Here is a 23887-nt window from a genome sequence, read left to right on the forward strand (position 1 = left end):
CGGCATACCGGCAATCCTGCCAGGCTTTACCGTTTCGGCCAATGCCAAGCCGGTTGGTCCAGCCGTCCCTGTCCGGCGACCACCGTCGCGCCGAAGTCCTTCTCCAGTTCCAGTACCGAGGCGTCCTCGAGAAACCGGACCAGCAGCTGGGAGTGCGACACCACCAGCAGCTGCGTCTTCTTCGCCGCCGCGGTGATCAACGCGGCCAACGCCGGCAGCAGGTCCGGGTGCAGGCTGGTTTCCGGTTCGTTCAGGACGAGCAGCTCCGGCGGGCGCGGGCTGAGCAGCGCCGCGGCCCACAGCAGGTAGCGCAGGGTGCCGTCGGAGAGTTCGGCGGCGCTGAGCGGGCGCAGCAGGCCGTGCTGGTGGAAGCGGAGGTCGAAGCGGCCGTCGGCGGTGGCCACTTCGACGGACGAGCCGGGGAAGGCGTCGTCGATCGCGGTGGTCAGTGCGTCGGCGTCGGTGGATTCCTGGATGGTGCGCAGGGCCGCGGCCAGGTCGCCGCCGTCGTGGTCCAACGCCCAGGTGCGGGTGCCGATGCGGCTTTGCCTTCCCGGGGCGTCGGCGTCGGTGCGGAAGTGGTCGTAGAACCGCCACGCGCGGACTCGGTCGCGGACGATCAGGAGTTCCGGACACCGGCGCGGGTCGGCGAATTCGCTCAGCATGCTGTCGGTGAGGGCGATCGAGTGGCCGCCTTCGACCCACGAGCCGGACTCGTCGCGGATGCGGACCCGGGTGCCGGAACGGTCGGCCAGCAGCGCGGACGGGCGCAGTACCGGGCCGTGCCAGACGCATTCGCGTTTGTATTCCGGGTCCAGGTTGAAGGCCGTTGGACGGCGTTCGCGACTGGGCACGGGCAGGCCGAAGTCGAGGGCGTAGCCGAATTCGTCGCCCGAGAAGCCGAGCCGCAAACCGACCGCGGTGGTGCGCTGCAAGGGCTGCACCGGTGACCGGCCCTCGCGGACGGCTCGGCCGATCTTCTCCGGACCGGCCCACAGCGTCGACGGCAGACCGCCTTCTCCGGCGAGAGCGGCGACCGCGCCGTTGCGCCCCGCGTCGGCCAGCAGCCGCAGCGCGCGGTACAGGCTGGACTTGCCGGTGCCGTTCGCGCCGACGATCACGGTCAGCTGCGACAACGGCAGCACCAGGTCTCGCAGCGAGCGGTAATTCTGGATCGCCAGGGTGGTCAACACACCTTCACCTCCGCGGGCAGGCTGAAGCGTGGGAACAGCTCAGGTTCGAGGAACCAGGTGACGGTGCGGATTCGGTCGCCCCACAGGGCAAGAACGAGGATTCCGGCGGGATGCCCGACTGTTCCGTCGGGTTCCGTGAGGTAGCAGGCGAAGGCTGGGTGGGTGTTGGCGCGCGTCGGGAGCAGACGGAACCGCCGGGTGCCACGCCACTGCCCGAACATCGCGAGGAACGCGGCGACGGCTTCGCGGCCGACGTATTCGTGCGGCGCGGGCGGCATGGCGAGCCAGCCGTCGTCGGTCAGGAGGGCGACTACGCCGTCAACGTCTCCCTCGCTGAACGCGTCCGCGAACCGTTGCGCGATCTCCCGTTCCCGCGGTGCTGGCGGGGCTGGTTCGACGGTCTGCCGCAGCTGGGCTCGCGCGCGTTGCAGAGCGCCTTTGACCGCGGTGGAGCTAGTCTCCAGCATGTCCGCGACCTCGGCGGTCGAATAGTCGAGCACATCGCGGAGCAGGAGGACGGCGGCCTTGCGCGGCGGAAGTTTCTGCAGGGCCGCGACGAACGCCAGCTCGAACGTTTCCTTGGCGCTGTACTGCGCGGCGGGGTCGTCGGGCGCGGGCTGCAGCCAGGTCACCTCGGTACGGCGGCTGGGCTCAGTCGGAGTGAACGGCGGCGACGGTTCGGCCGGGACACGACGGCCGGCGTCGCGGAGGGCGTTGAGGCAGCGGTTGGTGGCGATCCGGTACAGCCAGGAGCGCACCGAGGCGCGGCCGGCGTAGCCGTCCAGCCCGCGCCAGGCGGCGAGGAGGGTCTCTTGCAGGAGGTCTTCGGCGTCGGTGAGGGAGCCGAGGATGCGGTAACAGTGCACTTGCAACTCGTGCCGATAGGGCTCGACCAGCTCGCGGAAGGCGCGCGCGTCTCCCGCGCGTGCGCGATCGAGGATGTCCTGGCCCACCTTTCGCATCCTGCCATCGTTCCGTTTCCGGGGCGGGCGGTGTCTGTACTGGTGACCCCTGAGAAAGGCGAAACGATGAATCCTGTCGACGATCTGTCCGCGGTCCTCGATTCCACCGGCGCGCTGGTCGCCGGCGTGTCTCGCTGGGACGCGCCGACGCCGTGCCCGGAGTGGACGGTCCGCGAACTGGTGAACCATCTGGTCCTCGGGCACCGGCTGTTCACCGCCGCCCTGAGCGGTGCGAAGGGCGCGTCGTTGGACCCTCGCAGCTCGGACGCGCTCGGCGACGACCCCGTAGCGTCCTATCGGGACGCGGTTGCTGGTCTGCTCGCGGCGTTCCAGCAGCCGGGGGCGCTGGAGCAGATGGTCGAGGTCCCGGCCGGGACAGTTCCGGGGATCGTCGCGGTGCATCTGCGGATCGTCGAGGAACTCGTCCACGGATGGGACCTCGCTCGCGCCACCGGGCAGGAGGCGAAGTTCGAGGACGCCTTGGTGGAGCGGGAAATCGCGTTCAGCGCGGCGAAACTCGCTGACCTGCCGCCGGAACGGAGCCCCTTCGCGCCGCCAGTGCCGGTCGCCGAGGACGCGCCGCCGTTGGATCGGCTGGTCGCATTGCTCGGACGGTCGCCGAGTTAGCCGACGCGAAATTCCAGGAGGCCTCGTTGATCGGTCAACGGGGCCGCCGATTCAAGGACCAAACCTGCGGAATTGGCGAGGGCACGGAATTCTTCCACCCGTCGTTCACGGCCGCCGAAATGGACCAGCATGACCAAGTCCATTTCGGTGCGCGCGTGAATTCCGCTGACCGCTTCGATGGCGAGAATCCGACCGGACCGGCCTGCCGCTTCGGCGCACCGCTCCAGGATGCGGCGGGCGTTTTCGTCGTCCCAGTTGTGCAGGATGTCCACCAGGACATAGGCATCCGCGCCCGCCGGGAGCGGATCGAAGAAGCTCCCGCCGCGCACCTCGACCCGGTCGGCGAGGCCGCGGGCGGCGAAGGCGGCACGGGCCTCGCTCGCGGTCGGTTCGAGGTCGACCAGGTGGGCGCGCAGTTTTGGATTGGCTTCGAGGATCGCGGCGAGCAAATCTCCTCGGCCGCCGCCGACGTCGACTACCGTAGTGAAAGAAACCCAGTCGATTCCGTCGACCACTTGCGGGATCTCGGTACGGAACCGGTTGATCATCTGCTGGTCGAAAGACTTCCGCAGGTGCGGCTGTTCCGCGAGATCAGCCCAGAAATCCTTGCCGTAACGCCGGGAGTAAGCCGCCTCGCCGGTCCGGATGCTGTGTGCCAGTTCGACGAATGCGAGTTCGGCGCGACCGGCGGCGCGGTCCAGGTGCAGCAGGTTGGCTATGCCGTTTTCCTTGTCCTGGCAGAGATTCGCGCCGTATGCGGTGGTCAGGTAGCCCTCGTCGGTGCGTTCGACCACGCCGAGCGTGACCAGGTGGCCGAGCAGGACGTCGAGCGCGATCGGCGAGAGATCCAGTTCTGCGGCGACGTCGTCGACCTTGCCAGGGGCGCGCAGCCGGTCGGGCAAGCCGAGCGTCACTGCGACTCGCAATGCCATGGGGGTCGCCAGGCTGGCGGCACGAAGAAGGTGGGTCGCGTCATCACTCACGTGACTCCACTTTGCCAGCGTGGTCAACCGGCTTTCCGGGCCACGGTTGACAAGCTCGCCTCGAGGTCCGCGCGTATACGCTGGCCGGGTGGACACAGTAGCGGAATTGCTCGCGAACGTACGGGCTCGCGCCAGTCGCCCGAGATCGGGGTAAGGAGAACCGATGTCCCGCCCGCGCAAGGTCCGCAAGGACGCGGCGGCCAACCGTGAACGGCTGCTCTCCGCGGCTGCCTCAGCGATGCTTCGCGAAGGACGGCATGTCCCGCTGGCCGCCATCGCCGCCGAGGCCGGTCTCGGGATCGGCACGCTCTATCGCAGCTACGCCGACCGCGACGCGTTGCTCCAAGCCCTGGAGCACCGTGCGTACGGCCTGCTCAACAGCCTGCTCGACCAGATCGACGACACCAGCACCGGCCTCGACCAGGTCCGCCGCTATCTCGAAGGCACCGTCGACATCGCCGACCAGCTCGTCCTTCCACTGCACGGCGCGCCCCCGCTCGTCACCCCGGAAGCGGTCGCGGCCCGGAAGTCGATCTACGGGCGGCTCGAGTTCTTCCTCGCGACCGGCCGCGAGGACGGCAGCATCCGCGGTCCGGTCAACGCCACCGATCTCCTCGCGTTCAGCACCCTGCTCACGCAGCCGAAGGCGTCCGTCCTCGACTGGACCCACCTGGCGAGGCGGCAGATCGCGCATTTCCTCAACGGCCTCGCGGCCGGGGGACCGATCGAAGTGCCTGGTCCCGCTGTCGAGCGCGACGACGTCGAGCGAGCCTTCGAGGACCGGACGAACAGTTAGAAGGTCTTCCGAACGATCGGCCGTGTTACCGTCGGGCGTCGTCAAGGAGGTGGGGATGCCCGCAGCAGGCACCCGCAAACCGATGCGCGAACGGTTCCGCGAGCAGGTGCGCGAGGAGGTCAAATCCGCCGCGCTCGACCAGCTCGCGGCCGGGGGTGCGCAGGCGATCTCCATCAACGCCATCGCGAAGCAGCTCGGCGTCTCCGGGCCGGCGTTGTACCGCTACTTCTCCAGCCGCGACGAACTGCTGAACGTCCTGGTCATCGACGCGTACCACGACCTCCGCGACGCCATGGCGCGAGCGCTCGGCGCCGGCGCACCCGACACGGAAGCGCGGATCCGACAGCTGGCCGCCGCCTACCGGAGTTGGGCGAGGGAAGAGCCGCACCGATACGAATTGCTGTTCAAGGCGCCGTTCCCCGGCTACGACGCGCACGCCAAGCCGCTCGCCGACGCGGCCCGCGCGCTGATGGGCGTGGTGCTGGGGGTGTTGCACGACCCCGACACCGCGGGAAAGCCCTACGACAACGAGGAAGTCCTCGACGCCCGGCGCGCGAACACCGAGAACCACCAGCTGGCGGTCGCGTTGTGGTCGCGGCTGCATGGCTTTGTCAGCCTCGAAATCGGCGGCGGTTTCACCGCGATGGGCCTCGACGCCGACGCGTTGTTCGAGACCGAAGTACAGGTGCTGACGGACCGGGTCCGCCGCGCCTGCTGATCACCGGCGAGACGCGCGCGGCTTCGCCCCCAACGCCACTGCCAGCACCGCTCCGGCGACCATGCACGCGCCGACCACCCACAATCCGGTCCGCTGCGTACCGGTCAGGTCGCGCAGCCAGCCCGTCAGGTACGGCGCGACGAACCCGCTCAGGTTGCCCAGCGCGTTGATCAACGCGATCCCGCCGGCGGCCGCCGCGCCGGACAGGAAGTTCGAGGGCAGCGCCCAGAACGTCGGCAGCGCCGCACACACGCCCATCGCGCAGATGGTCACCGCGGTCATGGTGGCGTAAGGGTTTCCGAGGTACAGCGCGACCGGGATCGCCGCGCCGCCGACGAGCATCGGCAGCGCGACGTGCCACGTCCGTTCCCCGGTCCGGTCGCCGTGGCGCGCCCACGGGACCATCACCAGCGCACCCGCGACGTACGGGATCGCGTTCACCAGACCCGCTTGCAGCACGGTGAGTTTGGTGCCGAACTCCTCGCCGAACCCGGCGATGATCGTCGGCAGGAAGAAGCCCAGCGCGTACAGGCCGTAGACCACCGCGAAGTACACGAACGCCAGCCCGAGGATCCGCGGGTGCGTGAGCGCTTTCCGCAGCGGCCAGTGGTGTTCGGCTTCGGTGGCGCGGCGTTCGGCGTCGAGTTCGCTGGTGAGCCAGTCGCGTTCCTCGGCGGTCAGCCACTTCGCGGATTCCGGCCGGTCGCTCAGGCAGAACCACGTGACGACCGCCAGCAGGATCGCCGGAACGCCTTCCACGAGGAACATGAACCGCCAGCCGGACAGGCCGAACACGCCGTGCCCGCCGCTGATCAGCAGACTCGAAACGGTCGAGCCGATCGCGCTCGACACCGGCACCGCGCACATGAACAGCGCGACCGCCTTCGCCCGCTGCGCCGCCGGGAACCAGTACGTCAGATACAAAATGATGCCGGGGAAGAACCCCGCCTCGGCGACGCCGAGCACGAACCGCAGCACCACCAGCGTCGTCGTGTTCGGCACGAACGCCATCGCGACGGCCACCGCGCCCCAGGTGATCATGATCCGCGCGATCCAGCGGCGCGCGCCGAACCGGTGCAGCGCGAGATTGCTCGGCACCTCGAGGATCAGGTAGCCGATGAAGAAGATCCCGGACGCGAGCCCGAACGCGGTCGCGGTGAGGCCGAGTTCTTTGTTCATCCCGTTCGGACCGGCGAACCCGATGTTGACCCGGTCCAGGTAATTGACGAAGTACAGCAGCATCAGCAGCGGCATGATCCGCACCGCCGCCTTGGCCATGACCCGGTTGCCCAGCGCGCTCGTCTTCGTCGGCATGTCCGGATCTCACCCGCCCGGACCCCGCTGAGTCAAGGTTTCGCGTAATGCTCGGCGACCGCGGCGAACGCCTCCTTCGGTTCCCAGTTCAGCCCCGGGTACGCCGTGCCCGACCGTCCTTCCAGGACTTTCACCAGTCCGAAGCTGGCCAGGTCAAGATCGTCCGGGTAGTTGTAGAGCGCGAAAAGGAACACGAACGCGCTGTCCACTCCCTCCGCGTCGAAGATTTCCAGCAGCTCACGCAGATACGCGGCCTGTCCGGCCTCGTCCCGCTCGTACTCGCCGTCGATGCGGAGCGGGTCGCCGGTCTCCCTGTCGTACTCGACGATCTCCATGCTCCGCGGCGCGACGTCGCCGGACCCGCGCCAGGTCGCCGTGCCGAAACCGGTGATCGCGACCGGTTTCCCTTGCGCCACCAGGGTTCGCACGCCAGTCTGGAAGAGGTCGGCGACCTCGGCGGAGCGGATGAGCTCCACCGTGACGAAGTCGAACCGGCTCCAGTCCACCTGCTCGAACTGGATGCACGCGTAGGTGACCGGGCCGTGGAACCGTTCCCGCACGATCTTGACCGCGGCGTCGAGGAACGGGTCGAGCCGCTTGCCCACCTCGGCCAGCCGCTCGGCGCGGCCCTCGGGTTCGGCGAGCAGCAGGCCGACTCGTTCGGCGGTGTCCTTGCCGGGCAGGAAGCCTTCGTTCATCACGCTCAACTCGACGCCGGTCACGAACACGACGTTCGCCCCGGTGGCGCGCAGCCGTTCCGCGCGGGTGGCGCAGTCGGCGAAGAGGGCGAGCATCTCGTCCTGGGTCTGCTCCAGCGGATACGGCGAGAACCAGACCTCCAGCCCCAGTTCGGCCGCCCACCGCGAGGCCTGCTCCAGCCGATCCGGATCGCCGCCCACGACGTGCACCGCGGTGCAGTGCAGGTCGTCGCGGATGATCGCCAGTTCGCGCTTCACCACCTCCGGTTCGAAGCTCTCCCGCGACGACCGTCCATTGCGGACGAATCCGGTGTCGTACGTCATTCCCTTGCCGCGCATGGCGGTTTCCTCTCGCTCGGGGACGCCGCCCACCTTACGCACGAAACTTGCGTACACGCAAGTTTGCGTAGGCGCAGGAACCCTGCGAGACTGGCCGGGTGACCGGATTGCGCGAACGGAAGAAGCAGGCCACTCGCGTCGCCTTGCGTGAAGCGGCCCTGCGGCTGGCGATCGAGCACGGGCCGGCGAACGTGCGCGTCGACGACATCGCCGAAGCGGCCGGAGTGTCCCCGCGGACTTACAACAACTACTTCTCCAGCCGCGAGGAAGCGATCGTCGCGGCGGTCACCGCGGACCGCGAGAACCGGATCGCCGCCGCTGTCGCCGAGCGCTCGCCGGATACCCGGCTGGCCGAGGCGATCCTCGACGCGATCGCGGAGCAGTACACCGATCCCGGCGAACAGAGCCGCGACGCCCTCCTGCTGATCACCACGAATCCCGGGCTGCGCACGGCTTTTCTCGACGCTCCGGCCACCCTCGCGGCCCCGCTGCAGGAGGTGATCGCGGCCCGGGTCGGCAATCCGCAAACCGCGCGCGTGCTGGCCGCGTCGATCGCCGCGGCGGTCCGGGTCGCACTGGAGCAGTGGACGCAACCGGCGGGCAACGGACTGGTTGTGGTGTCCGGTTCACTGCCGGATCTGTTGCGGCGAACGCTGGAACCACTCGTTCCGGCGCTCGACGCGGCGGAAGCGGACTAGGCCGCGATCTCCTCGAAGATGTGCGGGTAGGACACGACGTCGTCGGGGAACTCCGCCGCCACGCGCTGGAACTCCGGATTGCTCAAAGCCGCGGCGAGCGCCTCGGTCGACTCCCAGACCGCGACGTTCAGCAGCAGCTGGCTGCCCGCCGTTCCCTGGTGCATGCGCAGTGAGACGAATCCAGGCTGAGCCTTCATAAACTCGGCCTGCTTCCGGAAGAGAGCCAGGAACGCGTCGGTCCGCCCCCTCGGGACGACGAAGGTGTTGGCGAGGACGATCTGCCCGGTTTTCTCCTTGAACTGAGCGAACATCGGCGTGTGCGGGTCGAGGCTCTGCAACTGGGCCATTTCGGAACTTCCCTTGCTGTCGACTGAATCTAGCATCGCTAGCTACTGGTTCGACGCTAGCACTGCTGTCGCTCGGTTGTCTAGCAGCGCTAGCTCTAGGCCGAGCCGGTGATTCTCCGCCCGCTCGTCGTTCAGCTCCGACATTCACTTCACAACTTTGTGAAAGCTGTGTACCTTCTGAACTATTCAGAGGGGAAGGAGCGACGATGACCCGTCAGGCAGGACTCCCGCTCGAAAGGGGCGCGTGTCCGTTCGATCCGGTGCCGGCCCAGCGCACGCAGGCTCCGGTCGAGCCGATGACGTATCCCGACGGCTCCCAGGGCTGGCTCGTCACGGGATACCAGGAGGTGCGGGCAGTCCTCGCGGACAAGCGGATGTCCGCGCGCGCCGAACTCGCGAAGGTTCCGTTCGACCTCGGCCCGCTGCCGCCGCCGAAGCCGGCCGATCCAGGGGTGTTCACCGGGATGGACGACCCGGACCACCACCGTTACCGCAAGCTGCTGACCGGGGCGTTCACTGTGCACCGGATGCGAAGCCTGGAGGCACGGGTCAGTGAGATCGTCGACGCCCACCTCGACGCGATGGCCGCCGCGGACGGTCCGGTCGACCTGGTGGAAGCGTTTGCGCGGCCGGTGCCGTCGCTGGTGATCTGCGAACTGCTCGGTGCGCCCTACGAACGCCGCGCCGAGTTCGACGGCTACGCCAGGACCATGTTCTCCAAGGACATCCCGGTCGCCGAGCGGATCGACGCGACACAGGGCGTCGTCGCGTTCATCGCCGGGCAGATCAAGGAGAAGCGGGCGAACCCGGGCGACGACCTGCTGTCCGACCTCGTCCGCGGCGACGAGCTGACCGACGAGGAACTCGCCAACATCGGCATGATGCTGCTGGTCGCCGGATTCGAGACGACCCGCAACATGATCGCGCTCGGCACGCTGGCGCTGCTGGAAAACCCGGAGCAGCTGGCGAAGTTCAAGGCCGACCCGGAGCTCACCGCGGGCACGGTCGAGGAACTGATGCGCTACCTCAGCGTGATCCACATCGGCCCGATCCGCACCGCGCTCGAGGACGTCGAACTCGGCGGCGTGCGGATCAAGGCGGGCGATCCGGTCGTCATGTCGCTTCCGGTCGCCAACCGGGATCCGGAGAAGTTCCCGGACCCGGACCGCCTCGACGTCACGCGCAAGGCGGCCGGGCAGCTCGGCTTCGGCCACGGCGTGCACCAATGCCTCGGGCAGCAACTGGCGCGGGTGGAGATGCGGATCGCGTTGTTCCGGCTGTTCGCGCGGTTCCCGGACCTGCGGCTCGCGGTGCCGTTCGCCGAGGTGGACCTGCCGCACGACGCGTCGATCTACGGTCCGGTGCGGCTGCCGGTGACCTGGCGGCGGGAGTAGCCTGGCGGCGGCGGATCGAACACCGGAATCGAGGTTTTCCGCGCTGTGCACGCGATTGCTCTGATTGGCGCCTTCACGTTCGTCTGGTTCGGGATGGTGCTCGCCATCTCGTTCCTGGAAGCCCCGCTGAAGTTCCGCGCGCCGGGGGTCACCATCCCGATCGGCCTCGGCATCGGCCGGATCGTGTTCCGGGCCTTGAACATCGCCGAGATGCTGCTCGCGGCGGGGATCGTGGTCACGGTCGCGGTGGGGCAGCCGGGCACCGCGGTGACGGTGCTGGCGGCGGTGGCGGTCGTGGTGCTGATCGGGCAGCTGGGGGCGGTCCGTCCGGCGTTGAACCGGCGGACGGACCGCGTCCTCGCCGCTCCGGAAGGCGTGGAGCTGCCGCGCTCCCGGGCGCATTTCGTTTACCTCGCCACGGAAACCGTGAAGGTGCTCGTGCTGCTGGCGCTCGGGATCCTGACTGTGGCGGGCTAACGGCTCACGCGAACCCTTCCAGTTCCGCGATGCGGCGGAACACCTCGCGGGTGTCCACGCGTTCCATCTCCGGGTCGAGTTCGTAGTACACCGCGAGCACGTTCTGCGCGAGGCGGCCGTGTTCGTCGAGGTCGGCGAACCGGCCGAGCGAGATGTCCCGCATCGCCTCCTCCGCCGTCATCCCCCGGCGGTGGCGGTCGGCCGCCTCGGCCCGCACCCACTCCAGGTAGTCGCGGACCGAACGGATGCCGTCGGCGTCGGTGACCGGTCCGTGGCCGGGGACGACGAACTCGGCGTCCATCGCGAGCATCGCGTCGCAGGCGGCGATCCAGTTCGTCACCGGTCCCGCCCAGGTGATCGGGGTGCCGCCGATGAACAACAGGTCACCCGCGTACAGCACGCCCTCGTCGGGGACCAGCACGACGCTGTCGCCCTCGGTGTGCGCCGGTCCGAGACAGCGGATTTCCGCGGTGACGCCACCGATGTCGAGCTTCAACTGCCCGGCGAACGTCCGGGTCGCCGGGGTCGCGGTGATGGAGTCGAAGTCGAACGGGTGGAGGATGTGCTGGGCGAAGCGACCCAGCGGGCCTTCCTGATTCACCAGGCCACGCATGAGATCGGGGCCGTTGGTGCGCATCTCCTCCGCGGTGGCTTCGGACGCGATGATGGACGCGTCGGCGACCAGCTCGTTGCCGAACCAGTGGTCTCCGTTCGCGTGCGTGTTCACGACTGTATTGATTGGACTGTCTACTGTGGCGTCTTGAAGCCCGTCGAGCATTTCCCGGGTCATCGGCACGTCGAAGAGCGTGTCGACGAGGAGGGATTCTTCTTTCCCGGCGATCAGCCCGGCATTGCTCCAGCCCCAGGTGCCGTCCGGGACCAGCCAGGCCGAGCAGTGTTCGGTGAGCCGGTGATGTCCTTTGGTGTAGGGAATGTCCTTGCGCATTGCCTGCCTCCTAGTGGACGTGCACTTCAGGTGCGCCTTGATACGAAGCCAATCCCGCACCGTCCGGCGCGGTCTGCCGTTGCCCCACCGGGTTTCGCAGCACCCCGACGCCGGCCGCGGCGAGTTCTACCACGTCGCCCGGCTGGATCCAGCGGTCCAGCTCCAGTCCGCACCCGCCGCCGACGGTGCCGAGCCCGAAGAATTCGCCTGGATAAACGTCTTCGTCCAGCGATGCCCACGCGAGCACCTCCGCGAACGAGAACTGCCTGTCCTTTGTGGACCCTGACGCCCAGACTTCACCGTTCACTGTGGCCGTCATCTGCACTGCCCATTCGTCGACCTCGTCCATGGTCAGCACGCACGGACCCATCGCGGTGCAGAAGTGTTTTCCTTTGGACGGACCGATGGTCATGCTCATCTCGAACATCTGGATGTCGCGGGCACTGACGTCGTTGAAGATCGTGACTCCGGCGATGCGCCCGGCGGCCTCGGCTGGCGTGAGGTTCTTGCCGCCGCCGGACGTGAAGAAGCCCAGTTCAAGCTCGAAGTCGAGCTGTGCGGTGTAGGACGGCCACAGCAACGGTTCGTCCGGCCCGATCACCGTCTCGACGTTGCACTGGTAGCAGATCGGCATCGCGGCGAAGGCTGGCGGAACGGCGAGTCCAGAGCCCTTGGCGTGCTGCGTGTAGGTCAGATAGTCGCGAATCCGGCGCGGCCTCGGCACCGGCGCGAGCAGGCGAACGTCTGCTTGCGGAAGCACTGCCGGACGGCCTTCGTCGACCAGGACGTCGCCCTTTTCGGCCGCGGCGTCCGCCAGCTGAAGCGCCTGCTCCGCCCTAGCCCGCGCCTCGGCCCCGCCCTCGAAGAAGGCGACCATCTCCGTCGGGACTTCGGTTTCCCCTGCTCGCGACGCTCGCAAGACCCGCGCCGGATCCACCACAGTGTCGCCGTGCAGCACCCCGAGCCGGGCCGTGCCCGCGGATTCATAGGTGACCAGACGCACCGCCGCCTCCTTGAACTGGAGTTCAATTTTAGACTTGCGTCCAATCAAGCTAGGCCGCGGCGGAGGCAGCGTCAAGAGCGCCGTTCAGCAGGCGCCGCGAAGAAATGATGGTTGACTGCGAGGCATGACGGCAGAGGCGACGACCGACCGGCGGACCAGGCAGCGGCACGAACGCCGGGACCGGCTGTTCCAGGCGGCCGTGGAGCTGTTCGTGGAACGCGGCTACGAGAACACCACGATGGAGGACATCGCCGAACGCGCCGACACCGCGCGCGCCACCGTGTTCAACCACTTCCAGCGCAAGACGGCGTTCCTCGACGAGTGGAGCCTGCGCCGCCGCGAACGCGCGATGACCGCGGTGCGCGCCGAGAACCTCGAGGACCGGCCGCTGCGCGAGGTGCTCAGCCGGTACCTGATCGAACTGGCGCGCAACAGCCTCGACTCCCGCGCGGAAACCGTCGCCTGCATGGGCGCGGCGATCCACTCCACCAACGTGTTCGGCAATCCGGAACTGGCGCGTGAGTTCGCCGCGTTCGTCGCGCGGGCGCAGGAGACCGGGGAGATTCGCGCGGACGTCGATCCGGCGCAGGCGGGTTTGCTGCTCGCCACCGGGTATTTCGGGACGCTCAGCTCATGGATCGAGAGCGAGGCCGCGCCGTTCGATCTGCAGGAGCATTTGCTGAACCTGGTGGAGATGCTCCTGCGCGGGATCGCGGTGAGCTAGCTGCGCACGACCCCGGCGATCCCGGACAGCAGCTCGCCCATGTCCACCACTACCCGCGATTCGCCGCCGTTCAACGGCACCTCGGTGATCCGCCCGCCGAGATCGGAGACGTAAGCGACCTCGTCGTCCACCGCCAGGCCGATCGCCTCGGTGAAGCCGCCCGCCAGGATCTCCGGCTCCGCGCCCTTCTCCCCCGGGCCGGGAATCGGCGCGCGGTTCAGCGTGTTGCCTTTCGGGGCCGCACCGCGGTCGGTCCAATACAGGTACCCGCCATGGATTTCCAGGTCGATCGGTTCCGGCAGGTGATCCCACAGGGTCTCCACATCGGACCGCTCGCGCGCGGTCTCGCCCGCAGGGATCTCCAGTCCAGCACGGAAAATCCGGCCGACGCCGCCCTTCGCCGGACCCTTCTGCGTCCAGTAGAGATGCGTGGCGTCCACAGTTACGCCGACGCATTCCTGCATGCCGCTGTCGTCCGGCTCGTTCACGATCAGGTCCGTGAGGCCCGTGCCGTCTGGACGCACCCGGGTGATCCGGTAGCCTTCCCGGTCGCCCCAATACAGGGAACCGTTGTACGCCAACTGTTTCCCGGTCGTCAGGGTTCCATTCGGGACGACGTCGCGGGCACCGGTGCCGTCGAAGAAAACTGCGTGCAGGCCGCCGTTTCGCGCGGAGTAGTCGAGACCCGCTTCGCCCGGTACCGACGGGTCGCGCGAAGGCATGCCCATGGTGGTCCAGTAAACAGTGCCATCGGCGATGACAACGCCATCCGGCGAGACGCCAGCGTCTTTGTACAGCGGGGTAACCTGCCCGTCGGGGAGTCCGACGCGGTAAATCGTCCCGGTGCGAATGCCCAGCACCACTAGCTCGCTGAACATGTCACCTCCACTCTGGACGGTGCGACCCCATGGGGATCAGCGAATTCGTGTAATAGCCCGGAGTCTCGGACATCCGGATCTGTTCGGTGACGCCGCGGTAGCGGCCCAGCGGGGTGTCCGCGGTGAACGTCTCGGGGTCGAAGTATTCGTGCCCGGGCGCGACACCGGCGACCTCCGCGGCGTAGCCCTTGTCGAAGATTCCCAGGCTCAGCAACCACAAGGCGACGCGCGTGAGCGAAACCTGCACTCGGTAGGAACCGCCCCATTCGGCGCGGAGCATGAGTGCGCGCAGTATTCCCAGTTGCAGGAACCAGGAGGTGATGTAGTCGTTCACCACCGGCACCGCGGGCAGTGACGGAACCCCACCTTTACCTTCCAGCAGCATGACGCCGGACAGGCAGCCAGCCGTCTGATCGAAGCCGACTCGGCCGGACCACGGGCCGGTGCCGCCGTTGAGCGTCACTTCGGCGTGGATAATTCCGGGCCGAATCTCAGCGGCGGTTTCCGCGTCGAGACCGTGCCGCGCTAGGTATCCAGGGCGGCGATTGGCGTAGAAGATGTCGGCACCGGTGAGCAGCCAGTGCATCCGCTCCTGGTCGGCGGGGCGACGGAAGTCGAGCCGGGTAGAGCGCACGCCCACATTGGACGTCGCGTACAGCACCGGCAGTTCGTACTCGCCTGGATCCCAGACGTTCAGCACGTCCGCGCCGTGCAACGCCAGCGCCCGGCCACAGCCAGCGCCCGCGATGATGTGCGCTCGACCGAGAGCACGGATTCCTTCGAGCGGCGTGGAAGGGTTGGGGTGCAACGGCTCCGGAGCACTGTCGCCAATTCGCTCGACAATCACGGGCGGCATCGTCGACAACACCGACTGGTATTGCTCGGTCGCCATCAGTTCTTCGGTCGTGCGCACCACCGGCATGATGACGCCCGCGGCTTCGGCGGCGTCTTCCAGCTCGAACGAATTCCACTGCGCGATCGCTTGCTGCACCACGGCATCCCGCTCGGGAACGCCCAGCAGCGCGGCAGCGTCGTTGCGCAGCTTGGGATACGGGCTGATCGGGTGCACCCAGCGGCCGTCCGCGGTGGAGTAAAACCGATCGGTGCCAAAGGCGGGATCGACGCGCGCCGGGTCGCCCTGCGGGTAACCGTCGAGCAATTCCCATTTCTTGTCGTAGAACGGGCACAGCCGGTGCGGCGCGGTCCGCAGGTCCATCGAAATGTCCTGCCCGCGTCCGCCGCGCAGCTGCCAGATCTTCGCCACCGCAACGGATTTCGCCGCCAGCGCGATCGACGTCGCCCCGGCCAGCCGCAGCGCGCCCGGCAGTACCGGGTCGGCTCCGGTGAACTCGATCCGGCCGCCTGCGTCGGATTCCTGCAGGCCGACCGAGCCGAGGAGATCGGCGAGCGGCTGGTGCAGATCGTATTCGTCGGTGGTGGCCGGTTTGGCGAGCGCGGCCTCGAGTTGCTCGGTGAGGCTCATGCCTTCTCCAGCGCGTCCACCACCGCGCGAGTACGGCTGTCGCGCGCTTCGACCCGCTCGGCGTAAGTGTCCGCGGTCCCGTAGGTCTGCTCGACCTCGTCGATCACCGCGTCGAGGTGTTCCCGGTCCGGACGGCCGATCTCGAACTTCATCTGCGAGCCGACGTGACTCACCAGGTGCCGGATCCCGTCCGGACCGCCGCCGAGGTGCATGCTTTCGAACGGCCCGATGGTCGCCCAGCGCGGCCCGAGCGACGCCTTGACCAGCTCGTCCAGGTCCGCCGCAGAGATCACGCCCTGCTGCACCAGGTACATCGCCTGGTCGTTGAAGACCTTCTGCAGCCGGTTCCCGACGAAGCCGGGCACTTCCTTCTTCAGCGTGATCGGCTTCTTGCCCAGCCCCCGGTAGACCTCGACGGCCTTCGCCACGGTCTCCTCAGCGGTCGAAACCCCGGGCACCACCTCGACCAGCGGCATCAGTTCGGGCGGGTTGAACGGATGCCCGATGACGATCCGCGAGGCCGCCGCGTTGCCCTCGGCGATCACCGAGGGCAACAGCGACGACGAGGAGGACGCCAGTACTACGTCGTCGCGCGTGGCGGCGGCGAGCGTCGCGAACATTTCCCGCTTCAGCTCGATCCGCTCCGGGCCCGACTCCTGGACGAAGTCGGCTCCGGCAGCGGCTTCCGCGAGGTCCGCGACTGCCGTGGCGGGCAGCCCGGCGAGGTCGCGAGAGACGATTTCCCGCAGGTCCGGGCGTGGATCGGTGACCCGCACCGTCCAGCCCGCCTCGGCGAACAGCCGAGCCCACGACACTCCGATGACCCCAGCGCCGACGATCGCGACGACCGGCATGGCGCGCTCCTTTCTCAGGCGGTGACCGCGTCCGCGTTGTTGAGCAGCGCGCTCGGCGGCGTCAGCAACGCGTCCGACGCTAGCGCGCGGCGACGGGCCGCGCTCACTCCGCCGTAACTCTCCGTGATGGCGATGAGGCGCGCCGCGTGGTGCGCGACCTCTGATTCGTAAGTCATTCCGATGCCGCCGTGCAGCTGGACGATCTCCTCGGCGGTCGCGGTCGCCGCGTCGCACACGAACACGAACGCGTCGTCGGCCGTGGCGTCGAGGTCCACTGTGGACGCGCCGTTGTCGTACGCCTCGACCGTCGCGGTGGCCCACAGCGCCAGCGAACGAGCCAGCTCGACCTTCGCGTACAGGTCAGCCGCACGGTGCACGAGCGCCTGGAACGCCGCCAGCGGAACACCGAACTGCTTGCGGGTCTTGAGGTATTCGACGGTCATCGCGAGCCCGGTCTCCATCAGACCGATCGCCTCGCCGGTCACCGCGACCCGCGCCCGCGAGAACGCGCGACGCAACCCGGCCGGCGTGTCGGAGTCCGAGGTGCCGAGCAGAACCGCCGGCGTACCAGCGAATTCGACCTGCGACGTGTGTCCCCAGTCCGCGGCCCGGCCGTCGACGCGAGTGATGCCTTCGGCAGTCGCCTCGACCAGGTACACCCCGGTGCGGCCGTTCTCGTCGACCGCGGTGACCAGGAACTTGTCGGCCTGGTCGGCGTTGCGCACCGGCGACTTCACGCCGGTCAGCACGGAACCGGCCGCCGACACCGACGGCGCGACACCCCACGGACGTCCCGGCTCGGCGTGCGCGACCGCGATCGTGGTGCCACCGCTGGCGAGCAGCGGAAGCAGCTCCTTGACCTGGTCGTCGGTGCCCAGCTCGGCGATGATCCACGACGGCAGGAACACACCGTCGAGCAGCGGTTCGGCCGCCGCGTGCTTGCCCATCGCTTCCAGCGTCGCGTAGACCTCGACCGGGCCCGCGCCCGCGCCGTCGTGGTCCGCGGAGATCGGGAGACCGGCGAGACCCAGCTCGCCGAGGGTGCTCCAGACCTGGTCGTTCCAGCCGAGTTCGCTGCTCGTCGCGGCCGCGCGGCCGCCTGCCGGGTAACCGCGGCCGACTGCCGTGTCGACGGTCTCGAACAGCAGCTTCTGGTCTTCGTTGAATTCGAGGTTCATGAGTCGCCGTCCCTTACAGACCGAGGATCGTCTTCGCGATGACGCCGCGCTGGATTTCGTTGGAGCCGCCGAAAATCGACAGCTTCCGCTGGTTCAGGTACTGCGCCGCGGCCACGACCGCGGCCTCGTCGGCGCGCACCGGCGATTCGGTGTCCAGCAGCATGCCGTCGGAACCGGCCGCGCGCATGCGCAGCTTCGTCAGGGCCTGCAGGGCCTGCGTGCCCTCCATCTTGAGCAGCGACGACACCGGGCTCGGCTGTCCGTTTTCGGAAGCGGCGGTGACCCGCATCTGGGTCGCCTCCAGCGCGAGCAGCGTGGTCTTCGCGGTGTGCATCGCAGCGCGGAACTCGGCGTCCTGCGCGAGCGGACCGTCCTCAGTGGGCAGATCCGCGGCCGCGGCGGCGAGGTCGGCGAAGATCCGCTGACCGGTGCCGACCTGGGCGATGCCGTTGCGCTCGTTGCCGAGCAGGAACTTCGCGTACGTCCAGCCCTTGTTCTCCTCGCCGACGAGGTTCTCCGCCGGGATCACCACGTTGTCGAAGAAGAACTCGTTGACTTCGGCGGAACCGTCGACCAGCTTGATCGGACGGCGTTCGATGCCCGGCGTGTTCAGGTCGAGCAGCAGGAAGGACAGCCCCTGCTGCTTGCGCGGCGCGTCCGGGTTGGTCCGCGCGAGCACGAACATCCAGTCGCCGTACTGGCCGAGCGTGGTCCAGGTCTTCTGTCCATTGAGGACGTAGTGGTCGCCGTCGCGCTTCGCGGTGGTGCGCAGCCCGGCGAGGTCGGAACCGGCCTCCGGCTCAGAGAAGCCCTGCGACCACCAGATGTCGAGATTCGCGGTGGCGGGAAGGAACTTCTGCTTCTGCTCCTCGCTGCCGAACTCGGCGATGATCGGGCCGACCATGCTCGCGTTGAAGGCGAGCGGCTGCGGCACCGCGTTGCGCTGCAGTTCGGAGGCGTAGATGTGGGACTGGGTCGGAGTCCAATCGCGACCGCCCCACTCGACCGGCCAGTGCGGCACCGCCAGACCGTGCTCGTTCAGGATCCGCTGGCTCGTGACGATGTCGTCACGCGTGATCAGGCCGAGTGCGCTGCGCTTGCGGACTTCCTCCGGAATCGCGCCGAGGAACACCTCCCGCAATTCGTCTCGGAACGCGAGGTCCTCTTGAGACAGTTCGAGATCCATCGATCAAACCCCTTCAGTGGTGCGTACGGCTCCGACGACTTCGGCGGTGCTCGCGCCAGCGCGTTCGGCGTGCCTGCGGAACCCGGCCGGGGTCCGCGAGAAATGCAGCGGGCTCTCCACGACGCGGATAGTGCCCTCGGTCGGGTGTTCCCGCTCGGTGATCAGCCCGACTTCCTGAACGTACGGGTCGGTCGGCAGGTCGGCGATGTCGACGACGACCGCGTACGGAACGTCGTGGGCGGTCAGGTACTCCTCCCACTCCGCGGTGGTGCGGCTGGCGGAGTTGGCCAGCACCTTCTCCACCCCCGCGGTGAAAATCTCCCGGTCGATCACCGGGGAGTCCCAGGCCGGATCGGCCGCGGCGTCCTCGAGGCCGGCGCCGATCAGCAGCGTCCGCACGGCGTCGTTGGTGTAGGGCACCGCGGCGATCGCGCCGCCGTCGGCCGTGCGCATGGCCGCGTGCGTGTCGCTGAGCGAAAGCGGGTTGCCGACGTCGCCGGCGGCCGGGACGAAGACGTCGCCCGCCAGGTGCTCGACGAGGTTGACCGCGATCATCGCGTCGGCCATCGCGAGTTCGACCTGCTGGCCCTTGCCGGTGCGCTGCTGGTCGAAGAGCGCGGCGAGCACGCCGTTGAGCAGGTACAGCGCGGCGGTCTTGTCGGCGATGAAGGTCGGGACGAACTGCAGCGTGCCGCCTGCCCGGTCCTGGAGGCTGACCAGGCCGGACGTGGCCTGGATGACCTCGTCGTAGGCGGGCCGGTTCGCGCGCGACGAGCCGGGCGCGAAGCCCTGCGCGTGGGCGTAGACCAGGCGGGGGAAGCGTTCGCGCAGCTGCTCGTAACCGAGGCCGAGCCGGTCGAGCGCGGCGGCGCGCATGTTGGTGACGAGGACGTCGGCGTCGGCGAGCAGGGCGAAGAGGTCTTCGCGGCCGGCCGGGTCCTTGAGGTCGAGTTCGATACTGCGCTTGTTCTGGTTGACCTGCATGTACAGCGGGGCCATCCCGGGTGTGCGGCCGGTGTTGGCCGGCGAGTGCCGGGCGACGTCGCGCAGCGGTTCGACCCGGATCACGTCGGCGCCGAAGTCGCCGAGGATCTGCGTGGCGTACGGGCCCATCACCGCGGACGACAGGTCGAGCACCTTCACCCCGGAAAGCGGTCCGGTGGCATCCATCTTCGCGGTCCTCCCGTTGACGATCTTTGCTTCACCACTGACGCTAAGCGCTTGCTCACCAGAAGGGAATGACCGAGTGCATCAGATCGGTATGACCACCGTGATAACACCGTGGGTACGCTGCTCAGCGTGGAGATTCACCACCTGCGGTACTTCCTCGCGGTCGCGCGCGAGCTGAACTTCACCCGTGCGGCGCGGGCGCTGAACATGTCCGTTCCGCCGCTCAGCCAGCGGATTCGCGACCTCGAACGCGAGCTGGGAGAACCGCTGTTCGACCGCTCCACCCACCACACCCGGCTGTCCGAGGCGGGCGAGGCGCTGCTGCCGCTCGCCGAATCGGTCGTTTCGGGCTTCGACGCCATTCCGGTCCGCATGCGCACCCGCGACCAGCGCGCCGACGTCCGGCTCGCCATCCCCGACGTGCTCAATCCCGCGCACCGCCGCCAGCTCAGCGAATCGATCCGCGCACTGGACGGCTCCTACCGGTTCACCCTGCGGCAGATGCCGTCGCTCGGGATGGAATCGGCGCTGCTCAGCAACTCGCTCGACCTCGCCGTGTCGCATCTCGGCACTTCGGACGACCGCCTGTCCACCATCGTCCTTTACCGCGAACCGCTGGGCGCGGTGGTGGACGCTTCGCGATTCCCCGGCCGGACCTCGCTCACCCTCGCCGACCTGCGCGGATTCCAGTATCTGCAGGGGCCGCGGCACTGGGACCTCGGCTCCCGGCGCGCCGAGCAGCTCGCCGCCAAGGGCGTGCTGGTCGATCCTGAGGCACAGTTCTCCGACGTCAGCGGGCTGTTGATCTTCCTGCGCAGCACCAAGAGCTTCACCCTCGCCCCGGTCGAATCCGCGACCGCGCTGGCGCTGGACCCGAACGAATGCGCGGTCCTGCCGATCGACGATCTGGTCGCCACCCTCACCACGTTCCTGATCCGGCGCACCGCCGACACCCGGCTGGACCCGGTGGTCGAGGTGCTGCGGCACGCCCGCGTACCCGACTGACCTCGGCCGATGCCCGACCTGCGAGTTCACCCGGCCGTGGCGGCTTTACATTTCAACTCCTCTTGTCAATCGCGGTGTACATGTCTTACCGTCATGTAAAGCCAGCCAACGGAGGAGGGCGCGATGAGCGAGATGACCGGCACGGTGCCGCTGGGGTCGACCGAAGGATGGACCGACAAGAAGCGGTACCTGTGGCTGATCGGGCTGGTCGTGCCGTCGCTCGCGTTCCTCGCGATCGGCCTGCACGCCGCGACCGGCTGGGGCGTCTGGTTCTGGATCGGGCCGATCGTGATCCTGGCGATCGTGCCCGCGATCGACCTGGTCGCCGGCCTCGACCGGAGCAACCCGCCGGACGACGTCATCGAGCGGCTCGAACAGGACCGCTACTACCGGTGGATCACCTACCTGTTCCTGCCGATCCAGTACGTCGGGTTCGTCTTCGCGTTCTGGCTCATCGCGCGCGGCGATCTGTCCGTCGCGGACAAGATCGGGCTGGCGATCTCGATCGGCTGCATCGGCGGGATCGGCATCAACACCGCGCACGAACTGGGCCACAAGAAGGAAAGCCACGAGCGCTGGCTGTCGAAGATCGCGCTGGCGCAAAGCTTTTACGGGCACTTCTACATCGAGCACAACCGCGGCCATCACGTGCGCGTCGCGACTCCGGAGGACCCGGCGTCGAGCCGCGTCGGCGAAAGCTTCTACCGGTTCTGGCCGCGTACCGTGTTCGGCTCGCTGAAATCCGCGTGGGGACTGGAGCGCAAGCGCTACGCCCGCCGCGACAAGCATCCGTTCCGGATCGGCAACGACGTGCTCAACGCGTGGCTGATGTCCGCGGTGCTGTGGGTGGCGATGGTGGCGTGGCTCGGCGTCGGGATCCTGCCGTACCTGGTGATCCAGGCGGTGATCGGGTTCTCGCTGCTGGAAGTCGTGAACTACATGGAGCACTACGGCATGCTGCGGCAGAAGGTCGGGCCGCCGGAGCGCCGTCGCTATGAGCGCGTGGATCCCAGCCACAGCTGGAATTCCAACAACATCGCGACGAACGTCCTGCTGTACCACCTGCAGCGGCACAGCGATCACCACGCCAACCCGACGCGCCGCTACCAGACCCTGCGCGACTTCGCCGAGTCCCCGGTGCTGCCGACCGGGTACGCCGGGATGATCGTGCTCGCGCTCTTCCCGCCGCTGTGGCGGCGCGTGATGGACCAGCGGGTGCTCAACCACTTCGACGGCGACATCAGCCGGGCGAACATCCAGCCGTCGAAGCGGGAGAAAACCCTTGCCCGGTACGGAACTTCCGCTGTTGATCCGGTGGTCGTGCCGGACGACGTGCGCGGTGACGCGAGCGAAGGCGGAATGTGCCCCGGTTGCGGATACGTCTACGACGAGCAGCGTGGCGACCCGCGAGAAGGGTTCCCGGTCGGTACGCCGTGGTCGTCCATTCCGGACAGTTGGTGCTGCCCCGACTGCGGGGTAAGGGAAAAGGTCGACTTCGTTGCTCCCGGAAGGATGAGTGTGTGATGCGGATCGAAGCGGATTTGAACAAGTGCGACGGACTGGGCATGTGCGAAGCGATGGCCCCGGACTTCTTCGAGGTGGGTGACGAGGGCACGGTCGTCGTGCTCGACGAGAACCCCGGCGAGGAACACCGGACCGATCTCGCCGCGGCGGTCGACGCCTGCCCGGTGCTCGCGCTGAAGCTGGTGTCATGACACTCGCCGTGGTGGGCGCGTCGCTGGCGGGACTGCGCGCGGTCGAATCCGCGCGGCGGACGGGATACGACGGCCGGATCGTGCTGATCGGCGCGGAGGACCACCTGCCGTACGACCGGCCGCCGCTGTCGAAATCCTTCCTCGCGGCGGACGGACCGGTTGCGGTGGAACCGTTTCTCAGCGCGGACGACCTGCGCGAACTCGGCGTCGAACTCCGGCTGGGCACTCCCGCGACCGGGCTCGACCCGATCGCCAGGGAGATCCGCACCGGCGACACGACCGTCCGCTACGACGCGGCCGTCATCGCCACCGGAGCCGCCGCCCGGATCCTTCCCGGCACCGAGGAGATCTCCGGCATTCACTCACTGCGCACCGCGGACGACGCGATCGCCATCCGATCCGCATTGGACAGTGGCGCTAGGACAGTCGTGATCGGAGCCGGTTTCATCGGCTCGGAAGTCGCTTCAGCCGCCCGCAAACGCGGTCTGCCAGTGTCTATTGTGGAAACGCTGGAAACGCCTTTGGTGCGCGCGATCGGCCCCGAGGTCGGCGAGGTCTGCGCGGATCTGCATCGCGCGGCAGGAACCGATCTCCGGCTGGGCACCAGGGTCACCGGTTTCACGGCGCAAGACGGCGCGGTGACCGGCGTCCAGCTGTCCACCGGCGAAATCCTCCCAGCCGACCTCGTCGTGGCTGGAATCGGCGCGGCCCCGGCCACCGGCTGGCTGCGCGACAGCGGACTCCTGCTGCACGAACGCGACGGCGGCGTCATCTGCGACGGCACCCTCGCCGCCGCACACGGCGTTTACGCGGCCGGAGACGTCGCGCACGTGGCGAACGCGTTGTTCGACGGCGAACTGATGCGGCTGGAACACTGGACGAACGCGGCCGAGCAGGGTGCGGCCGCGGCTCGGCACGCGCTGGACCCCGCGAGCGCGCGGGTGTTCAGCGCCGTGCCGTATTTCTGGTCCGATTGGTACTCGCACCGCATCCAGTTCGTCGGGACGCCGCGTGCGGACGAGGTCGTCGTCGCGGTCCCGGCCGAGCACGGCTTCACCGCGCTGTACCGGCGCGGCGACCGGCTCGTCGGCGCGTTCACCGTCGACCGGCCGCGCGACATCATGAAGTACCGCAAGCGGATCGCCGCGCGAGCGCCATGGTCTGAGGCAGTGGCCTTCGCTCTCGAAACGGCCGCCTAG

Annotated in this window: 25 protein-coding genes; 11 read left to right on the plus strand and 14 right to left on the minus strand. The window is 68.3% G+C overall.

What is annotated here, in order from left to right:
* Nucleotides 1–26: 26 nt before the first annotated feature.
* Both WA670_RS35795 and WA670_RS35800 read right to left on the minus strand, forming a co-directional pair.
* Nucleotides 27–1193 (minus strand): AAA family ATPase, encoded by a 1167-nt coding sequence (locus tag WA670_RS35795; RefSeq protein WP_336160670.1) that lies wholly within the window; start codon nt 1191–1193, stop codon nt 27–29.
* The gene (locus WA670_RS35800) at nt 1187–2155 is read right to left on the minus strand and encodes an RNA polymerase subunit sigma-70 (protein ID WP_336160672.1); all 969 of its coding nucleotides are present in this window, start codon (nt 2153–2155) and stop codon (nt 1187–1189) included. The genes WA670_RS35795 and WA670_RS35800 overlap by 7 nt, the downstream gene beginning before the upstream one ends.
* Before the next feature lie 66 nt (nt 2156–2221).
* Between WA670_RS35800 and WA670_RS35805 the strand changes: the two genes are divergently transcribed.
* Entirely contained in the window at nt 2222–2782 is a 561-nt protein-coding gene (locus WA670_RS35805; RefSeq protein WP_336160674.1) for a TIGR03086 family metal-binding protein, read from the plus strand.
* Here WA670_RS35805 and WA670_RS35810 read toward each other — a convergent pair.
* Complete coding sequence (locus WA670_RS35810; protein ID WP_442893153.1) at nt 2779–3945, minus strand: methyltransferase; 1167 nt, start codon at nt 3943–3945, stop codon at nt 2779–2781. The genes WA670_RS35805 and WA670_RS35810 overlap by 4 nt on opposite strands.
* Between WA670_RS35810 and WA670_RS35815 the strand changes: the two genes are divergently transcribed.
* Entirely contained in the window at nt 3929–4561 is a 633-nt protein-coding gene (locus WA670_RS35815; RefSeq protein WP_238604143.1) for a TetR/AcrR family transcriptional regulator, read from the plus strand. The two genes, WA670_RS35810 and WA670_RS35815, sit on opposite strands and share 17 nt — an antisense overlap.
* Before the next feature lie 55 nt (nt 4562–4616).
* Nucleotides 4617–5279: a TetR/AcrR family transcriptional regulator gene (locus WA670_RS35820; protein WP_336160677.1), complete on the plus strand. Its 663-nt coding sequence runs from the start codon at nt 4617–4619 to the stop codon at nt 5277–5279.
* Here the strand turns inward: WA670_RS35820 and WA670_RS35825 are convergent, their stop codons facing one another.
* A complete protein-coding gene (locus WA670_RS35825) occupies nt 5280–6593 on the minus strand; it encodes an MFS transporter (protein WP_037811062.1) in 1314 nt (437 codons plus the stop codon).
* A 32-nt stretch (nt 6594–6625) separates the two neighbouring features.
* Nucleotides 6626–7630, minus strand: coding sequence for a hypothetical protein (locus WA670_RS35830; protein ID WP_336160748.1), 1005 nt, complete (start codon nt 7628–7630; stop codon nt 6626–6628).
* A gap of 98 nt (nt 7631–7728) precedes the next feature.
* Between WA670_RS35830 and WA670_RS35835 the strand changes: the two genes are divergently transcribed.
* Complete coding sequence (locus tag WA670_RS35835; protein ID WP_238604141.1) at nt 7729–8328, plus strand: TetR/AcrR family transcriptional regulator; 600 nt, start codon at nt 7729–7731, stop codon at nt 8326–8328.
* Here the strand turns inward: WA670_RS35835 and WA670_RS35840 are convergent.
* On the minus strand, nt 8325–8675 hold the full coding sequence (locus WA670_RS35840; protein ID WP_238604140.1) for an antibiotic biosynthesis monooxygenase family protein: 351 nt from the start codon (nt 8673–8675) through the stop codon (nt 8325–8327). The two genes, WA670_RS35835 and WA670_RS35840, sit on opposite strands and share 4 nt — an antisense overlap.
* Nucleotides 8676–8881: 206 nt before the next feature.
* Between WA670_RS35840 and WA670_RS35845 the strand changes: the two genes are divergently transcribed.
* On the plus strand, nt 8882–10069 hold the full coding sequence (locus tag WA670_RS35845; RefSeq protein ID WP_336160679.1) for a cytochrome P450: 1188 nt from the start codon (nt 8882–8884) through the stop codon (nt 10067–10069).
* Between the two features lie 93 nt (nt 10070–10162).
* On the plus strand, nt 10163–10546 hold the full coding sequence (locus WA670_RS35850) for a hypothetical protein (protein WP_336160749.1): 384 nt from the start codon (nt 10163–10165) through the stop codon (nt 10544–10546).
* A gap of 4 nt (nt 10547–10550) precedes the next feature.
* Here the strand turns inward: WA670_RS35850 and WA670_RS35855 are convergent, their stop codons facing one another.
* Together WA670_RS35855 and WA670_RS35860 are read right to left on the minus strand one after the other, a co-directional pair.
* Nucleotides 10551–11492 carry an MBL fold metallo-hydrolase gene (locus WA670_RS35855; RefSeq protein WP_336160681.1) on the minus strand — a complete coding sequence of 314 codons (942 nt, stop codon included), beginning with the start codon at nt 11490–11492 and terminating at the stop codon, nt 10551–10553.
* 10 nt (nt 11493–11502) lie between these two features.
* Complete coding sequence (locus tag WA670_RS35860; protein WP_336160682.1) at nt 11503–12495, minus strand: fumarylacetoacetate hydrolase family protein; 993 nt, start codon at nt 12493–12495, stop codon at nt 11503–11505.
* Nucleotides 12496–12619: 124 nt separating this feature from the next.
* On the opposite strand from WA670_RS35860, the gene WA670_RS35865 reads away from it, so the two are divergent.
* A complete protein-coding gene (locus WA670_RS35865) occupies nt 12620–13219 on the plus strand; it encodes a TetR/AcrR family transcriptional regulator (protein ID WP_238604136.1) in 600 nt (199 codons plus the stop codon).
* Here the strand turns inward: WA670_RS35865 and WA670_RS35870 are convergent.
* Genes WA670_RS35870 through WA670_RS35895 form a run of 6 tightly spaced genes read right to left on the minus strand, consistent with a single transcriptional unit; the run spans nt 13216 to nt 19968 of the window.
* Nucleotides 13216–14097 carry a hypothetical protein gene (locus WA670_RS35870; protein ID WP_336160683.1) on the minus strand — a complete coding sequence of 294 codons (882 nt, stop codon included), beginning with the start codon at nt 14095–14097 and terminating at the stop codon, nt 13216–13218. The genes WA670_RS35865 and WA670_RS35870 overlap by 4 nt on opposite strands.
* 1 nt (nt 14098) lies before the next feature.
* Nucleotides 14099–15580, minus strand: a complete 1482-nt coding sequence (locus WA670_RS35875) for a CoA transferase (RefSeq protein ID WP_238604134.1) — start codon at nt 15578–15580, stop codon at nt 14099–14101.
* Nucleotides 15577–16434, minus strand: coding sequence for a 3-hydroxyacyl-CoA dehydrogenase NAD-binding domain-containing protein (locus WA670_RS35880; RefSeq protein WP_238604133.1), 858 nt, complete (start codon nt 16432–16434; stop codon nt 15577–15579). The genes WA670_RS35875 and WA670_RS35880 overlap by 4 nt, the downstream gene beginning before the upstream one ends.
* Before the next feature lie 14 nt (nt 16435–16448).
* Nucleotides 16449–17612: an acyl-CoA dehydrogenase family protein gene (locus WA670_RS35885; protein WP_336160684.1), complete on the minus strand. Its 1164-nt coding sequence runs from the start codon at nt 17610–17612 to the stop codon at nt 16449–16451.
* 13 nt (nt 17613–17625) lie between these two features.
* Nucleotides 17626–18798 carry an acyl-CoA dehydrogenase family protein gene (locus WA670_RS35890; RefSeq protein ID WP_037811046.1) on the minus strand — a complete coding sequence of 391 codons (1173 nt, stop codon included), beginning with the start codon at nt 18796–18798 and terminating at the stop codon, nt 17626–17628.
* Nucleotides 18799–18801: 3 nt separating this feature from the next.
* Nucleotides 18802–19968, minus strand: a complete 1167-nt coding sequence (locus WA670_RS35895) for a CaiB/BaiF CoA transferase family protein (protein WP_182889621.1) — start codon at nt 19966–19968, stop codon at nt 18802–18804.
* A gap of 129 nt (nt 19969–20097) precedes the next feature.
* Between WA670_RS35895 and WA670_RS35900 the strand changes: the two genes are divergently transcribed.
* From WA670_RS35900 to WA670_RS35915, 4 genes are all read left to right on the plus strand, one after another.
* Nucleotides 20098–20973 carry a LysR family transcriptional regulator gene (locus WA670_RS35900; RefSeq protein ID WP_134729337.1) on the plus strand — a complete coding sequence of 292 codons (876 nt, stop codon included), beginning with the start codon at nt 20098–20100 and terminating at the stop codon, nt 20971–20973.
* A gap of 123 nt (nt 20974–21096) precedes the next feature.
* The gene (locus WA670_RS35905) at nt 21097–22497 is read left to right on the plus strand and encodes a fatty acid desaturase (RefSeq protein ID WP_336160686.1); all 1401 of its coding nucleotides are present in this window, start codon (nt 21097–21099) and stop codon (nt 22495–22497) included.
* The gene (locus WA670_RS35910; RefSeq protein WP_037811043.1) at nt 22497–22688 is read left to right on the plus strand and encodes a ferredoxin; all 192 of its coding nucleotides are present in this window, start codon (nt 22497–22499) and stop codon (nt 22686–22688) included. Before WA670_RS35905 ends, WA670_RS35910 begins: the two co-directional genes overlap by 1 nt.
* Nucleotides 22685–23887, plus strand: coding sequence for an NAD(P)/FAD-dependent oxidoreductase (locus tag WA670_RS35915; RefSeq protein WP_336160687.1), 1203 nt, complete (start codon nt 22685–22687; stop codon nt 23885–23887). Before WA670_RS35910 ends, WA670_RS35915 begins: the two co-directional genes overlap by 4 nt.

Origin of the sequence: Amycolatopsis sp. VC5-11 (assembly GCF_037034185.1) — a bacterium.
Taxonomy (GTDB): Bacteria; Actinomycetota; Actinomycetes; order Mycobacteriales; family Pseudonocardiaceae; genus Amycolatopsis; species Amycolatopsis nivea.